Origin of the sequence: Streptomyces viridifaciens, from assembly GCF_001888885.2 — a bacterium.
Lineage (GTDB): Bacteria > Actinomycetota > Actinomycetes > Streptomycetales > Streptomycetaceae > Kitasatospora > Kitasatospora aureofaciens.
Genome location: NZ_CP090841.1, coordinates 6,285,597 through 6,300,249, shown reverse-complemented (window position 1 = coordinate 6,300,249; position 14,653 = coordinate 6,285,597). Strand labels below are relative to the sequence as shown.

Annotated in this window: 17 protein-coding genes and 1 riboswitch; of the genes, 7 read left to right on the top strand and 10 right to left on the bottom strand. The window is 72.6% G+C overall.

Annotated elements, in window-relative coordinates:
- Positions 1–80: 80 nt before the first annotated feature.
- The 9 genes from BOQ63_RS35620 to BOQ63_RS35580 form a co-directional block, all read right to left on the bottom strand.
- Positions 81–1,124 carry a hemolysin family protein gene (locus BOQ63_RS35620; protein WP_033347263.1) on the bottom strand — a complete coding sequence of 348 codons (1,044 nt, stop codon included), beginning with the start codon at positions 1,122–1,124 and terminating at the stop codon, positions 81–83.
- The gene (locus tag BOQ63_RS35615; RefSeq protein ID WP_030279801.1) at positions 1,121–2,464 is read right to left on the bottom strand and encodes a hemolysin family protein; all 1,344 of its coding nucleotides are present in this window, start codon (positions 2,462–2,464) and stop codon (positions 1,121–1,123) included. The genes BOQ63_RS35620 and BOQ63_RS35615 overlap by 4 nt, the downstream gene beginning before the upstream one ends.
- A gap of 312 nt (positions 2,465–2,776) precedes the next feature.
- A complete protein-coding gene (locus tag BOQ63_RS35610; protein WP_030279803.1) occupies positions 2,777–3,217 on the bottom strand; it encodes a PH domain-containing protein in 441 nt (146 codons plus the stop codon).
- A 201-nt stretch (positions 3,218–3,418) separates the two neighbouring features.
- Positions 3,419–4,267, bottom strand: coding sequence for an ATP phosphoribosyltransferase (gene hisG, locus BOQ63_RS35605; RefSeq protein ID WP_030279804.1), 849 nt, complete (start codon positions 4,265–4,267; stop codon positions 3,419–3,421).
- 94 nt (positions 4,268–4,361) lie between these two features.
- Positions 4,362–4,634 (bottom strand): phosphoribosyl-ATP diphosphatase, encoded by a 273-nt coding sequence (locus BOQ63_RS35600; protein WP_030279806.1) that lies wholly within the window; start codon positions 4,632–4,634, stop codon positions 4,362–4,364.
- A 101-nt stretch (positions 4,635–4,735) separates the two neighbouring features.
- Complete coding sequence (gene ribH, locus BOQ63_RS35595; RefSeq protein ID WP_072655634.1) at positions 4,736–5,209, bottom strand: 6,7-dimethyl-8-ribityllumazine synthase; 474 nt, start codon at positions 5,207–5,209, stop codon at positions 4,736–4,738.
- A gap of 95 nt (positions 5,210–5,304) precedes the next feature.
- Positions 5,305–6,576: a bifunctional 3,4-dihydroxy-2-butanone-4-phosphate synthase/GTP cyclohydrolase II gene (locus BOQ63_RS35590; RefSeq protein ID WP_072655633.1), complete on the bottom strand. Its 1,272-nt coding sequence runs from the start codon at positions 6,574–6,576 to the stop codon at positions 5,305–5,307.
- The gene (locus BOQ63_RS35585; RefSeq protein WP_030279818.1) at positions 6,573–7,220 is read right to left on the bottom strand and encodes a nicotinamide mononucleotide transporter family protein; all 648 of its coding nucleotides are present in this window, start codon (positions 7,218–7,220) and stop codon (positions 6,573–6,575) included. Before BOQ63_RS35585 ends, BOQ63_RS35590 begins: the two co-directional genes overlap by 4 nt.
- A complete protein-coding gene (locus tag BOQ63_RS35580) occupies positions 7,217–7,936 on the bottom strand; it encodes a riboflavin synthase (RefSeq protein ID WP_072655632.1) in 720 nt (239 codons plus the stop codon). The genes BOQ63_RS35585 and BOQ63_RS35580 overlap by 4 nt, the downstream gene beginning before the upstream one ends.
- Before the next feature lie 226 nt (positions 7,937–8,162).
- Positions 8,163–8,290, bottom strand: a riboswitch (FMN riboswitch).
- A 186-nt stretch (positions 8,291–8,476) separates the two neighbouring features.
- Between BOQ63_RS35580 and BOQ63_RS35575 the strand changes: the two genes are divergently transcribed.
- Positions 8,477–8,722 (top strand): SCO4226 family nickel-binding protein, encoded by a 246-nt coding sequence (locus BOQ63_RS35575; RefSeq protein WP_030552446.1) that lies wholly within the window; start codon positions 8,477–8,479, stop codon positions 8,720–8,722.
- A 78-nt stretch (positions 8,723–8,800) separates the two neighbouring features.
- Here BOQ63_RS35575 and BOQ63_RS35570 read toward each other — a convergent pair whose 3' ends face one another.
- A complete protein-coding gene (locus BOQ63_RS35570; protein WP_157846521.1) occupies positions 8,801–9,115 on the bottom strand; it encodes an antibiotic biosynthesis monooxygenase family protein in 315 nt (104 codons plus the stop codon).
- 212 nt (positions 9,116–9,327) lie between these two features.
- Between BOQ63_RS35570 and BOQ63_RS35565 the strand changes: the two genes are divergently transcribed.
- From BOQ63_RS35565 to BOQ63_RS35540, 6 genes are all read left to right on the top strand, one after another.
- Positions 9,328–10,023, top strand: coding sequence for an MSMEG_1061 family FMN-dependent PPOX-type flavoprotein (locus BOQ63_RS35565; RefSeq protein ID WP_072656423.1), 696 nt, complete (start codon positions 9,328–9,330; stop codon positions 10,021–10,023).
- Positions 10,024–10,215: 192 nt separating this feature from the next.
- Positions 10,216–10,632 carry an HIT family protein gene (locus BOQ63_RS35560; RefSeq protein ID WP_030279828.1) on the top strand — a complete coding sequence of 139 codons (417 nt, stop codon included), beginning with the start codon at positions 10,216–10,218 and terminating at the stop codon, positions 10,630–10,632.
- Between the two features lie 234 nt (positions 10,633–10,866).
- Entirely contained in the window at positions 10,867–11,781 is a 915-nt protein-coding gene (locus BOQ63_RS35555; RefSeq protein ID WP_150476235.1) for a glycoside hydrolase family 19 protein, read from the top strand.
- Between the two features lie 240 nt (positions 11,782–12,021).
- Positions 12,022–13,077, top strand: coding sequence for a serine hydrolase domain-containing protein (locus BOQ63_RS35550; protein WP_046386842.1), 1,056 nt, complete (start codon positions 12,022–12,024; stop codon positions 13,075–13,077).
- A gap of 198 nt (positions 13,078–13,275) precedes the next feature.
- The gene (locus tag BOQ63_RS35545) at positions 13,276–14,064 is read left to right on the top strand and encodes a hypothetical protein (RefSeq protein WP_030552452.1); all 789 of its coding nucleotides are present in this window, start codon (positions 13,276–13,278) and stop codon (positions 14,062–14,064) included.
- Positions 14,065–14,212: 148 nt separating this feature from the next.
- Complete coding sequence (locus tag BOQ63_RS35540) at positions 14,213–14,365, top strand: hypothetical protein (RefSeq protein ID WP_157846522.1); 153 nt, start codon at positions 14,213–14,215, stop codon at positions 14,363–14,365.
- The last annotated feature ends 288 nt before the right edge of the window (positions 14,366–14,653 follow it).

Sequence of the window (14,653 nt, the reverse complement as noted above, 5' to 3'; positions counted from 1 at the left end):
GCACGGGAACCGCTGCCTGCTGTGGGCAGAATCGCCGTCGGCGAACGGCGGCGAACGGCGATCGACGAACGGGGTCAGGCTCAGTTCGTCCGGTGGTCCGGGTCGTGCATCTCGCCGACCAGTTCCTCGAGGACGTCCTCCAGCATGACCGCGCCGATCGTGCGGCCGTCCTGGTCCAGCACGGCGGCCAGGTGGCAGGCGGCCCGGCGCATCGCACCGAGGGCGTCGTCCAGCGGGAGGCTGCCGCGCAGCACCGTGATCGGCCGCCAGAGCCGGGCCGGGACGGGCGCCGACGGATCGTCCACGTCGAGGATGTCCTTGAGGTGCAGGTAGCCCAGGTAGCCGTGGCCGGCCGGGTCGCCGTCGGTGACCGGGAAGCGCGAGAAGCCGGTGCGCAGGGCGAGCTCCTCGACCTCGGCGGCGGTCACCTTCGGGTCCACGGTGACCAGTTGCTCGGACGGCAGCAGCACGTCGGTGACCGGACGGCGGCCCATCTCCAGGGCGTCCTCAAGTCGCTCCTGGCGGTCCTCGTCGAGCAGGCCGGCGTCCCGGGAGTCGACCAGCAGGTACATCAGCTGCTCGGTGGTGAACACCGACTCGACCTCGTCCTTGGCCTCGACCCGGAACAGCCTCAGCACGCCGTTGGCGAAGGCGTTGAGCAGCCGGATCACCGGGGCGAGCCAGCGCGCCAGCCGGTCCAGCGGCGGGCCGAGCCAGAGCGCGGCCCGCTCCGGGCCGGCCATCGCCATGTTCTTCGGCACCATCTCGCCCATCACCATGTGCAGGAACACCACGAGGGCGAGCGAGATCCCGTACGAGAGCGCGTGCATCAGACCGGGCGGGACGCCGATCGCGTGGAACGGGCCCTCCAGCAGGGCGGCGATGGTCGGTTCGGCGAGCGCGCCGAGGCCCAGTGAGCAGACGGTGATGCCGAGTTGGGCGGCGGCCAGCATCGCGGAGACGTTGGACAGCGCGTGCAGCACGGTGCGGGCGCGCTTGTGCCCGGCCTCGGCGAGCGGCTCGATCTGGCTGCGGCGCACCGAGACGACGGCGAACTCGGCGCCGACGAAGAAGGCGTTGCCGAGCAGCAGCAGCACGGCGAGGAGCAGTTGCAGGACGGTCATCGGACGTCCTCCGCTTGCTCGCCGAACAGGCCGGGCGCGCTGGTGCGCTCCACCCGGACCTGGCTGGTGCGGTGCCGGTCGACGCCGGTCACGGTGAGCCGCCAGCCGGGCAGCTCGGCCTGCTCGGCCACCTCGGGCAGCTTGCCGAGCAGGTCGGCGACCAGGCCGGCCAGGGTCTCGTACGGGCCGTCCGGGGCGTTCAGGCCGATCGCCTCCAGCTGGTCGAGCCGGGCGCGGCCGTCCGCCTGCCACACGGGCAGGCCGTCGACGGACGGCAGCGGGAGCAGGTCGGGCTGGTCGGCCGGGTCGTGCTCGTCCTGCACCTCGCCGACGATCTCCTCGACGATGTCCTCGACGGTGACGACCCCGGCGGTGCCGCCGTACTCGTCGACCACGATGGCCATCGGCTGGAGGCGGCGCAGCTGGTCGAGCAGCCGCTCGGCGGGCAGGGTCTCGGGCACCAGCAGCGGCGGCGAGGCCAGATCGGCGACCCGCACCTGGCCGCGCCGGGCGGCCGGGACGGCGAGGGCGTCCTTGAGCGTCACGATGCCGGTGACCTCGTCAACGGTGTCGGCGTAGACCGGGAAGCGGGACAGGCCGGTGGCCCTGGTCAGGTTGATGACGTCGGAGGCGGTGGCGTCGCGCTGGAGGGCGGAGACGTCGATCCGCGGGGTCATCACCGACTCGGCGGTGAGGTCGCCGAGGCCCAGGGTGCGGACGAACAGGGTCGCCGACTCCTCGTCTATCGCACCGGCCTTGGCCGAGTGCCGGGCCAGCGAGACCAGCTCGGCCGGGGTGCGGGCGTGCTCCAGCTCCTCCTGCGGCTCGATGCCGAAGGCCCGGACCGTACGGTCGGCGGCGCCGTTCAGGAAGCTGATCAGCGGGCGGCAGACGAAGGAGAAGGCCATGTGCGGGGCGGCGACCGCGCGGGCCACCTGGAGCGGGCGGGAGATCGCCCAGTTCTTCGGGACCAGCTCGCCGATCACCATCTGGACGACGGTGGCCAGCACCATGCCGACCACCACGGCGACGCCGCGGGCGGCCGGGTCGGGCACCCCGATGCCCGACATCACGGGCTGGAGCAGGGTCGACAGGGCCGGCTCGGCGAGCATGCCGACCACCAGCGAGGTGACGGTGATGCCCAGCTGGGCGCCGGAGAGTTCGAAGGAGAGGTGCCGCAGCGCCCGGGCGACGCGGCCGGACTTGGCGTCCCCGGCCTCGGCGGAGCGTTCGACCGCGCCGCGGTCGGCGGTCACGAAGGCGAACTCGGCGGCCACGAAGAGGCCGTTGGCGAGGATCAGGAGAACGGCTGCGAGCAACAGCAGCCAGGCGGTGATCACAGTGCCGCCTGCCTTCCGGGGGTCGGAAGCGAGGCGGCGCAGGTACTACTGGACGGATCGTCCATCGAGGGGGTGTGTCACTCCTCAAGTCGCTCGAAGCGCGGATCGGTTCGAGTGGGGTCGTTTTCGGACAGGGCTTAGCTTTGCCCCGCTTTTACCAGCGTAGACCATACCGGCGCGGTGGTAGGAAGCGTGTTCGGACCCACTGGGGACACTGGCCGGGGGGCGGTGGCCCGGAGGCGGTTGGCCCGGGCCCCGGGGGACGGTGGCCCCGGGGGGGGTGGCCCGGGGGCCGGTGGCCGCCGTGTGCCGTCAGACCTGGGCGTGGTGCTCGACCAGGTCGCGCAGCGCACGGGCGTCCGCGATCGCCTGGGCCTTGCCGACTCCGGACTGGATGCCGACCGCGGCGAGTGAGGTGCCGTCGGCGAGGTCAAGGGTGGCCCACGGGTCGCCCTGGCGGAAGTTGACCCGGACGATCTCGGCCCAGGCCAGTCGGCGGCTGCGGACGAAGTTGACCACCGTCACGCCCTCCGCGTCGGCGCTCACCCGCGGACGGGCCAGCATCAGGCCCACGCCGGCGAACAGCACCCCGCTGGCGATCATCATGATCCGGTCGTTGAGCTGCCAGCTCGCCGGGAGCAGCATCGCCAGCACGACGAACAGCGCCACGAGCAGGGCGCAGACCGGAAGCAGCACCACCCGGGTGCGGCGGGGCGCCCAGGTGACGGGGATCTCGACGGGCGGGGTGGACACGTGGGGTCTCCGGTGGTTCTCGGGCCGGTGGTTCGGGATCCGGTGGTTCCGGGTCCGGTGGTTCCGGGTTCGCGACAGCACGAGGGCGGGGACGCCGGTCGGCGTCCCCGCCCCATTGAACCGTTCTTTACCCGCGGATGTGCGAGCAGGCCGTGCGAGCCGCACCCGCGCGCAGGTCGCGGGGCACCTCGTGAGAGCAGGTCAGAGGCGGCAGGCGTGGATGTTGGTGACCAGGATCGCCCGGGCGCCGATGCCCCACAGGTCGTCCATGATCTGCTGGGCCTCCTTGCGGAGCACCATCGAGCGGACGGCCACCCAGCCCTCGGTGTGCAGCGGGGAGACGGTCGGCGACTCCAGGCCGGGGGTCAGCGCGACGGCGGCGCCGACCTTCTCGGCGCGGATGTCGTAGTCCATCAGCACGTAGCGGCGGGCCACCAGCACGCCCTGCAGGCGGCGCAGGAACTGATCGACCCGGGCGTCCTCGCCCGCGCCCTTGGGGCGGATCACCACGGCGTCCGAGATCAGGATCGGCTCGCCGAAGACCTCCAGGCCGGCGTTGCGCAGGCTGGTGCCGGTCTCCACCACGTCGGCGATCACGTCGGCGACGCCCAGCTGCACCGCGGTCTCGACCGCGCCGTCCAGCTTGGTGACCGTCGCCTTCACCCCGTGGTCGGCCAGGTGCTGCTCGACCAGACCGGTGTAGGAGGTCGCGATGCGCAGGCCCTCCAGGCCCTTCACGTCCTTGACGTCCACGCCCTCGGGGCGGGCGAAGCGGAAGGTCGACCCGGCGAAACCGAGGGCGAGCACCTCCTCCGCGTTGGAGTGCGAGTCCAGCAGCAGGTCGCGGCCGGTGATGCCGACGTCGAGGCGGCCGGAGCCGACGTAGACGGCGATGTCCCGCGGGCGGAGGAAGAAGAACTCGACCTCGTTGTTGGGGTCGACGAGCACCAGCTCCTTGGGGTCCTTCCGCTGGCGGTAGCCGGCCTCATGGAGCATCTCCGCCGCGGGACCCGAGAGCGAACCCTTGTTGGGGACGGCGATGCGCAGCATGGGAGGTTGCTTCCTTACCTGTTGGGAGCGGTGTGCTCGGGGAGCCCGGGCGTTCTGCCGGCTGTTCTTCCGGGTGTTCTGTCCGCCCGGTGTTCTAGAGGTACTTGTAGACGTCGTCCAGCGTCAGCCCGCGGGCGATCATCATCACCTGAAGGTGGTACAGGAGCTGCGAGATTTCCTCCGCCGTCTGCTCGTCCGACTGGAACTCGGCGGCCATCCAGACCTCGGCGGCCTCCTCGACGACCTTCTTGCCGATCGAATGGACGCCCTGCTGGACGAGCTGGGCGGTGCGGGAGGACGAGGGGTCGCCGGTGGCGGCCTTCTGCTGGAGCTCGGCGAAGAGCTCCTCGAATGTCTTCGAAGCCATGATGGGACTCACCATACGGCGTGCGGGCTGACTGGCGGTAAACGGTCCCGGACCGTGGACGGTCGGCTGGACCTCCGCGGTCCGGGACCGGTCACCCGTGCTCAGTGGAGGTCGCGGAGGGTCACCGCGGTCGCGACGGCGGCGGTGACGGCCTCGTGGCCCTTGTCCTCGGCCGAGCCCGGCAGGCCCGCGCGGTCGAGCGCCTGCTCCTCGTTGTCGCAGGTCAGCACGCCGAATCCGACCGGGACGCCGGTGTCCACGCTGACCTGGGTGAGGCCGGCGGTGGCCGCCTGGCAGACGTAGTCGAAGTGCGGGGTGCCGCCGCGGATCACCACGCCGAGGGCGACCACGGCGTCGTAGCCGTGCTCGGCGAGGCGCTTCGCGGCGACCGGCAGCTCGAAGGTGCCGGGGACGCGCAGGACGGTCGGCTCGACGACGCCCAGTTCCTTGAGCGCACGGTGGGCGCCGTCCAGCAGGCCGTTCATCACCTGGTCGTGCCACTGGGCGGCGATGACCGCGACCTTGAGGTCTGCGGCGCCGTCGATGGTCAGCTCGGGGGCTCCGTGGCCGCTCATGTCGGTGTTCCGTTCTGTCGTTTCGGTGGTCGTTGAAGGGCGGGGCGGGGCGGGCGGCGGCGGAGGCAGCGGCGGGGTGCGTCAGGCGCCGAGCGTCAGGAGTCGAGGCCGGGCAGGTCGTGGCCCATCCGGTCGCGCTTGGTGCGCAGGTAGCGCACGTTGTGCTCGCCCGGCGCGATCTCGACCGCTTCACGCCCCTTGACCTTGAGGCCGTGGTCGGTGAGTGCGGTCAGCTTCCGCGGGTTGTTGGTCAGGAGGGTCAGCGAGCGCACGCCGAGGTCCGCCAGCATCTGCGCCGCGATGCTGTAGTCGCGGGCGTCGGCGGGCAGGCCGAGTTCCAGGTTGGCGTCGACGGTGTCGCGGCCCTGCTCCTGGAGCTCGTACGCGCGCAGCTTGTGCGCCAGGCCGATCCCCCGGCCCTCGTGGCCGCGCAGGTAGAGCACCACGCCGCGGCCGGCCTCGGCGACCCGCTGGAGCGAGGCCTCCAGCTGGGGGCCGCAGTCGCAGCGCAGGGAGCCGAAGACGTCACCGGTCAGGCACTCGGAGTGGACCCGCACCAGGACGTCCTCGCCGTCCGGCAGCCGTCCGTCCGCCCCGAGGCCGCCGGCCACCAGGGCGATGTGCTCGACGCCGTCGATGGTGCCCTGGTAGCCGACGGCGGTGAACTCGCCGTGCGCGGTGGGCAGGGCGGTGACGGCGGCCCGGTCCACGTGCAGCTCGGTGCGGCGGCGGTAGGCGATCAGGTCCTCGATGGAGATGATCGCCAGGCCGTGCTCGCGGGCGAAGGCGACCAGTTCGGGCAGCCTGGCCATGGTGCCGTCGTCGTTGACCACCTCGGCGATCGCGCCGGCCGGTGCCAGCCCGGCGAGCCGGGCGAGGTCCACGGCGGCCTCGGTGTGCCCGGGGCGGATCAGCACGCCGCCCTCGACGGCGCGCAGCGGGAAGACGTGCCCGGGGCGGGTGAGGTCGCCGGGCTCGGTGCCGGGCGAGGACAGCAGCCGTACGGTGCGGGCGCGGTCGGCGGCGGAGATGCCGGTGTCCACACCCTCGCGAGCGTCCACCGAGACGGTGTAGGCGGTGCCCTTGCGGTCCTCGTTGACCTGGGTCATCGGCGGCAGCTTGAGTCGGTCCAGCTCCGCGCCGGTCATCGGGGCGCAGATCACGCCGGAGCTGTAGCGGATGGTGAAGGCCATCAGCTCCGGGGTGGCGGCGGAGGCGGCGAAGACGAGGTCGCCCTCGTTCTCGCGGTCCTCGTCGTCGACCACGACCACCGCGCGGCCGAGCGCGATGTCGGCGATCGCCCGCTCGACCGGGTCGAGGGCGAGCTCGTCACCGGTGCTGTCGGGGTGGGTCTGGTTCGCGGTCATGCCGTGGCTCCCTGCGGGACGTTGGAGGACGTGGCTCGCGGCTCACGGGTGCTCAGCCACCAGGAGCGCAGTCCGAGCAGCACCAGGACGAAGTAGACGGAGTAGGTCAGGCCGGAGAAGGTGTAGCCGCTGTTGAAGGCGAACGGGACGCCGACCGCGTCGACCGCTATCCAGGCGAACCAGAACTCCAGCCAGCCGCGCGCCTGGGCAACCATCGCGGCGAGCGTGCCGACGAAGATGTAGGCGTCCGACCAGGGGCTCCAGGACAGCTTGGGGTACGCGGTGAACAGCAGGGCCAGGCCGACGGTGCCGACCGCGGTGCCGGCCACCAGGGCGGCCCGCTCGGGCCAGCTGGCGAACCGTACGGCGATCGTCCCGGTGTCGCGGCGGCCGCGGCGCCACTGCGCCCAGCCCCAGGCCGCGGTGACGATGACGATCAGCTGCTTGCCGATCAGACCGGGGACGTGGCCGCCGAGGTAGGCGGTGATCAGCACGACGCCGGAGAGGAGTTGGACCGGCCAGCTCCAGACCGAGCGGCGCCAGCCGAGCGCCAGGCCGCCGAAGCCGAGCAGGTTGCCGATCATGTCGGCCCACTTCACGTGTTCGCCGAGGACGGTGAACGCCTCGCCGCTGAGCCAGCTCACTTGCTCTCCCCCGTGGAGTCGGAAACCGGAAGGTCCGGGATGTTCGGCAGGTTCGTGGGGTTCGGGATGTTCGGCAGGTTGGGGAGGGTGCGCGATTCGAGCAGCCGCTCCACGTACTTGGCGAGCACGTCCACCTCGAGGTTGACGCTCTCGCCCAGCGCCTTGGCACCGAGCGTGGTGAGCGCGAGGGTTGCCGGGATGAGGCTGACGGTGAAGCTGTCGCGGGCCGCCTCCACGACGGTGAGGCTGACGCCGTCGACCGTGATCGAGCCCTTCTCCACCAGGTAGCGGGAGATGGACTCCGGCAGCGAGAAGCGCAGCACCTCCCAGCGCAGGTTGCCGTCCGCGTCGCGCTCGCCCGGCTCACGGCTCAACAGCCGTCCGGTGGCGTCGACATGGCCCTGGACCAGGTGGCCCCCGAGCCGGGCGCCGAGCGCCATCGCGCGCTCCAGGTTGACCGGGGAACCAGGCTTCAGCTCGCCCAGGCTGGAGCGGTGCAGCGTCTCGGCCATCACGTCGGCGCTGAACTCACCGGTCTCGGCGGCCAGTTGCTCGGGGGTGTCGACGACGGTCAGACAGACGCCGTTGACCGCGATGGAGTCCCCGTGGCGCGCGCCGTCACGAACAACCGGACCACGCAGGCGGATTCGCGAGGAGTCGCCGATCTCCTCGATCGACACGACCTCGCCGAGCTCTTCGATGATGCCGGTGAACACCCGGGTCTCCTCGCGCTTGGGGCGCGGACTCCGGGGCGGCAGAGGGAGATGACACGGACGGGCACCGGTGCGCGGACCCGCGCACCACCCGTCGCCGGGGGTACCGGAGCCGCCGGGAGATCGCTCACCCGGCCCGGGAGACAGTGCTCCCGCCGTTCACCTGACCGTGGCCCTGCCGATCTCACGATGGACGTCGATGGACCACGGGTACTGCTCTTCGTCCGCCCGCGCACGCCTCCCATCCGGACTTTAACCGTCGGTCCAGGAATTTCACCTGGTCAACCGGCCGCTGGCTGCGGACGGGTCGCGGACTGTAACCGCCGGTTCGGATTTTCACCGACCCCGGAGTGCGCTGAACGTCACTGCTGTTGACGACATTGTGCCACGCGGGACGCGAGCCGAGGGAGAGTGTTCCGCTGTGGCCTGTTTCACGGTCCTGCGGGGAATGCCGACGGCACTCCGTGCTCGGCACTGGTGGCGCCGGTGTGCGGGCAGGGCGAGGCTGGTGGTGGGGCAAGCTTCGGATCGGAGGCGGCGACGATGAAGTTCATGGACGTCCACCGCGGGATGACCGGGATCACGGCGGAGCAGTTCAGGGCGGCCCACGCGGCCGACGCGGCGATCGAGGGCGAAGAAGGCGTGCACTTCGAGCACGCCTGGGCGGACCCGGAGTCGGGCACGGTGTACTGCCTGTCCGAGGCGCCGTCCAGGGACGCGGTCCAGCGGGTGCACGAACGTACCGGGCACCCGGCGGACGAGATCCACTCGGTGCCGCTCTCGGCGTGAGGGACCGGGGATCCAGGGCTCGGCTCACCCCGGTTCATCCGGGAACTCACTCCCGGTTCAGGCGGTTTTCGGGGGCTTTCAGAGGGTGGCTGGTGCGGTGATCGGCATGAAGTGGGTGACCTCCGGCGGGTGCATGAGGTAGTGCAGTTCGCCCTCCGACCAGACCGGCCGGATCCGCCACATCGGCCCTGCGTATCCGCGCAGGGCCTCCTCGTCGCGCCAGCGACTGACCACGAGCACCCGGTGCCCGTCCTCGGCCACCGAGCGCAGCAGTTCACCGCCGAGGCAGCCGTCCGTCCGCCCGAGCTGCGGCAGCACCTGGCTGGTCAGGTGGGCGCAGAACTCCTCGATGCGATCGGCCGTGACCTGCCCGGCCCAGATTCTGATGATCACGGCCACCACCTCCGGCTGGCTGGAGTCCCTGGCCCCATTATCAGCGGAAAACCGCTGGTGGGGAGGGGTAGGGCGGCTGTTTCACGGAGAGTGGTGGAAACCGGGGCGGGTCGAGCCGCCGTGGGCGCGGGACGGCTGCCGCGGGCGGAGCGGTGTCGGGATCACGAACCCGGGCCGGCGGCTCGGCGAACGGCCTCGGCTACATTCCCGGGATGACCCTCACACCGGACGCCACCGCACCGTCAACCGCCGCTTCGGGCAAACCGAACGGCCTGTTCGCCGCCCTCCGCGCGGGAGCCCTCACCGACCCGGCGCAGCTGCGGGAGGTCTACGAACAGCCGGGCGACCACGCGCGCCGCAAGCAGGTCGACCGCCTGCACGAGGTCGCCCAGCGGCTCATAGCCTGCTCCTCGCTCGTGTTCGTCGCCAGCTCGGACGCCGCCGGGCGCTGCGACGTCTCCCCGCGCGGCGGGCCGGCCGGACTGGTCTCGGTGCTCGACGAGTACACCCTGGCCATTCCGGACGCCACCGGCAACAAGCGGTTGGACACCCTCCACAACATCCTGGAGAACGGCCGGGTCGGGCTGCTCTTCGTCGTACCCGGCCGGGACACCACACTCCGGGTCAACGGGCGCGCCTGCGTCTCCACCGACCCGGAGCTGCTGCGGCAGCTCACCGCCGTCGGCAAGCCGCCGCGCAGCGCGATCGTGGTCGCCGTCGAGGAGGTGTACGCGCACTGCCCGAAGTCGCTGCTGCGGGCTTCGGCGTGGAAGCCGGAGAACTGGCTGGCGAAGGACGCGCAGCCGAGCTCGGCGGAGGTGACGCTGTCGCACCTGCGGGACGACTCGCTGACCGTCGAGATGATCGAGCAGGCGGAGCGGGAGGCGCTGCTGTACCGGTACGAGTAGGAGGCCGGACTTTCGAGCGGGCGTGCCGCGCTTCTCGGCGTGCGCCGCTGCCGCTGCCGCTGGGCCTGCCCCGCCGCTGGTCGCGGTGGGGCGGCGGCGCGGGTGCACCCGGTCGACGCCGGACGGGTGGAGGCCCGGCGCGCCAGGGTCTGCGGGGACGCCGGGAACGCCGCCCCTGGCTTGAATGGACGGATGGACTGCGTGTTCTGTGCGGTGGTGGCGGGTGAGGAACCCGCGCACCGGGTGCTGGACGACGGGACGGCGGTGGCCTTCCTGGACCGCCGGCCGCTCTTCCCCGGCCACGTTCTGGTGGTACCGCGCGCCCACCACCGGACCCTGGCGGACCTGCCGGCCGAGGAGGTCGGGCCGTTCTTCCTGCGGGTGCAGCGGGTGGCGGCGGCGGTCGAGCGGGGACTGGGCGCGGCGGGCAGCTTCGTGGCGGCGAACAACCGGATCAGCCAGTCGGTGCCGCACCTGCACGTGCACGTGGTGCCGCGCAATCCGAAGGACGGGCTTCGCGGGTTCTTCTGGCCGCGGGGGAAGTACCCGGACGAGGCGGGGGCGGCGGAGGTCGCGGCGCGCCTGCGGGCGGCGCTCGGGGAGGCGTAGGCGGGACCCCGCACGCCCCCGGAACCCCCAATACGCACTCCTTCGGAAGCCACTTCCGCCCAAGCTCTTGACAGGTATAGACCATTCCGCTTGAGTCGGTGCCAGCCCCGTACCGGCCCGCACCACCCCGGTCGGCCGTCCCCCACGACGCGCCCCCGCGGGGCCCGGCTCCCCTGCCCCGACCAGGTCCCTGTCTCGACGACGTGCGGCCCCCACCGCACAAGGGGTGATGACGTGTCAACCAAACGCCTGCTCGCGCTGCTGTCCGCCGTGGTCACGGCGCTCGCACTCGCGGTGCTCCTCCCGGCCTCCGCCAGCGCCGCCGTCTGCGGCACCCCGTGGAGTTCCGGCGCCGTGTACACCGGCGGCGCCGCCGTCTCGTACAACGGGCACAACTGGACCGCCAAGTGGTGGACCCAGAACGAGCCGCCGAGCACCGGCGGCTCCGGGGTCTGGGCCGACCAGGGCCCCTGCGGCGGACCCACCGGCCCCGGCCCGACGCCCACTCCGACCCGGACGACCGACCCGGGCGGATTCCCGGTCAGCCAGGCGCAGTTCGACCAGATGTTCCCGAACCGGAACCCCTTCTACACCTACCAGGGCCTGCTGGACGCGACCAGCGCGTACCCCGGCTTCGCCGCCACCGGCAGCGACACCGTACGGCGGCAGGAGGCCGCGGCCTTCCTCGCCAACGTCAGCCACGAGACCGGCGGACTGCTCTACGTGGTCGAGCAGAACACGTCCAACTACCCGCACTACTGCGACACTTCGCAGCCGTACGGGTGCCCGGCCGGGCAGGCGGCGTACTACGGGCGCGGACCGATCCAGCTGAGCTGGAACTTCAACTACAAGGCGGCGGGCGACGCACTCGGCCTCGACCTGCTGAACCACCCGGACCTGGTGCAGACCGATCCGGCGGTGGCCTGGAAGACCGGCCTCTGGTACTGGAACACCCAGAACGGCCCGGGCACCATGACCGCGCACGACGCGATGGTCAACGGGCGGGGCTTCGGTGAGACGATCCGCAGCATCAACGGCGCGCTGGAGTGCAACGGCAACAACACCGCGCAGATGCAGCACCGGATCAGCCTGTTTCAGGGCTTCGTGCAGATCCTCGGCACCGTGCCCGGGGGCAACCTGAGCTGCTGACGGCGGGTCCGCGGCGGGGCGGGTCCGCCGTCCGGGCGGGCTCGGTGTCCCGGGCGGGTCCCGTGGCGGGCGGGTCGAGGCGCTGCCGGGTGCGGCGCGTCGGGCTGCCCGCCGTTCCCGCCGCGCTCTGCCTACTGCTCCGGGCGGCGTGGGGCGTACACCCGGGGGAGCATCCGGAGTGATCGAAATCGTTTTCCGGGCTGACGACCTCGCAGGTCACGGCCGCCTAGGCTCGCGCACATGAACGAACTCGCCAGCCTCGTGGAGCAGACCGCCGCCCGGCTCGCGGCTCGGCACGTCGGTGTGGTGGTCGCCGGGCTGGCCGGTGGCGCCCTGGAGATCCACGGCGCCGGGCGGACGGGGCCCGGCGGCGGGGTGCCCGGGGCGCACACGCTCTTCGACATCGGTTCCGTCACCAAGGTGTTCACCTCGCTCGTACTCGCCCGGCTGGCGCTCGACGGTGCGGTGGGGCTCGACGAGCCGCTCGCCGAGGTGCTCCACGGCCCGGCGGCCGTCCCGGTCCGGAACGGCCGGCCGATCACGCTACGGCACCTCGCGACCCACACCTCGGGGCTCCCGCGCCTGCCCCGGGGCATGGCGCTGCGCGCCCTGCTCCGGCCCAACCAGCCCGATCCGTACGCCCATTGCACCACCGAGCGAATACTCTCCGGACTCGCCCGGACGAGACTGCACTCCGCCCCCGGGCGCAGCTTCCGCTACTCCAACCTCGGCGCCGGGCTGCTCGGGATGGCCCTCGCCCACCGGGCCGGCACCGGGTACGACGAGCTGGTGGCGCGCGAGGTCTGCGCGCCGCTGGGGCTGGCCGACACCTGCCTGCGGCCGGGCACGGAACAGTCCGAACGGCTGGCGCGCGGCCACGCGCCCGGCGGGCGGCCGGTGCCCTCCTGGGACTTGGCGGCGCTCCCGGGCATGGGCGGCCTCCGCTCCACCGCGGCCGACCTCGCGGTGCTCCTGCGCGCGCAGTTGGCCGCCGAACGCGAGCCCGACGCGCCGCTGGCACCGGCGATCCTGCTCACCCGGGAAACCAGGCACCGGGTCAACCCGTTCGCCTGGGCGCACCTCGGCTGGCTCGGCCACCGTCTGCACGCCCAGCAGGGCAGGCACCTGCAGCTGTGGCACAACGGGGGGACGGGCGGGTTCAGCTCCTTCGTCGCGTTCGACCCGGAGAAGCAGGTGGGAGTGGTGGTGCTGGCCAACACCCGGCGGTCCGTGGACCCGGCGGGCACGGCGCTGCTGCGTCGACTGCAGATCGGGTCCGGCGCAGCGAGGAGCTGACGGTCGCCGTCGCTGTCGCCTCCGGTGCCGCCGCTGCCGCACATGGGCCGAACGGCACCCCCACCCCGGACCCACTTCGGCCGTTTCGGTCGAAAAGGTGTCGATTGGCACTGTTCCAAAGGGTAGTAGGCAATCGAAACTGGTGATCCGACAGTCGCAGTTCCGGTTGGGGAGACCGCCGAGTGCAAGGAGGCCGAAGTGGCGATGGTGTGGTCGCCGGGGTGGGCGCGATCGCTCGTGGAGGGCGGCCAGGCCCGGCGCGAACCAGCCGGTCCACTCGGGCCGGTGGTGCGGGTGCACCGGGGCTTCCGGCCCGTCCCGCGGCGGGCACGGGCGTGGCTGGACGCCGTTGCGGCGCTGCTGGCACTCGTGCTCTGCCGGTCGCTCGGCGAGTGGTGGCCAGCGCCCGTGGTCGCGGCCGTCGCGGTGGTGGCCGTGAGCGGGTACGGGCGGCTGCGACCCGCGCCCCGGCTGCGTTCCGTACGGCTCCACCAGGGCGGGCTGGCACTGGTCGGAGCGGACGGCAGCGAACGGCTGCTGCGCTGGGGCGAGATCGAGGCCGCCGAGTACGCCCCGGGCGGGCAGCGCGGCGAGCCCGAGCGTGGTCGAATATGGCCGGCGGGCGCGGACGAGCCCCTGGTGCTGGCACAGTTGCGCGGGCTGGACGGACTGTTCCGGGAGGTGGACGAGCGTCTCTCCCCCGGCCTCCGGGCCGCCCTGCACGAGGCGCTGCGCACCGAGGGGAGCGTCCGGTTCGACCGGGGGCGGCTGACGGTGACGGTCGGCGGGCTGGTGCACCGGCCGCCGCACCCGCTGGCCGCGACGGAGGCCTACCGCTGGGCGGAGGTGCACTCGGCCCGGGCGTCCGACCTCGGGGAGCTGGAGATCCGGACACACTCGGCCGGGTTGCCGCTCACCCTCCCGGTGCCCAACGCCCGCGCGGCTGCGGAGTTCCTGGAGGAAGTCCGGGCCCGGAGCACCGGGTGAGCGCTTAGCGGGCTTCTCGCCCCACACCCGCCAAGCCCTGATCGGGCGCCACGGCATCGACCCGGCCCGGTCGACGACCTGATCGGCGACTGACTCGCGGCGGGGTTCCCGGGGCCTCCCCGCAGGCCGTGCACTTCGCGCCGCAGGGGTGATCGTCGGAGCGGCGGCGGCCTGCGGCATCGAGACGACGAGCCGGGTGCCGATGTGGTCCAACGTGCCGCCGGGGGCGGACCCGTTCGGCGCCTCGGTCGCGGCCCGCTACCTGGGCGGGCCCGTCGCGCAGGCGTCAGCGCCGAGCTGATCGCGGCCAAGTGGTCGCTCTCACGGGAGGCGATGGACGAATTCGCGGCCCACTCGCCCACCAAGGCGGCCCGGGCCCACGTGCGGGCGGGTTCAGCGACGAACTGGTCCCGGTGCCGACGCCAAACGGCCCGGCGACCACGGACGAGTCGGTGCGCACCCCGGCACCTCGCCCGAAGCGCTGACCACGCTGGTGCACGAACCGCCCCGCAGCGGCAGGCGGGTCCTGCCACACTGCTCGACGGGCCGACCGCCGCCAACCCGGAGGTCCGGTTCCACTCCTGACCGC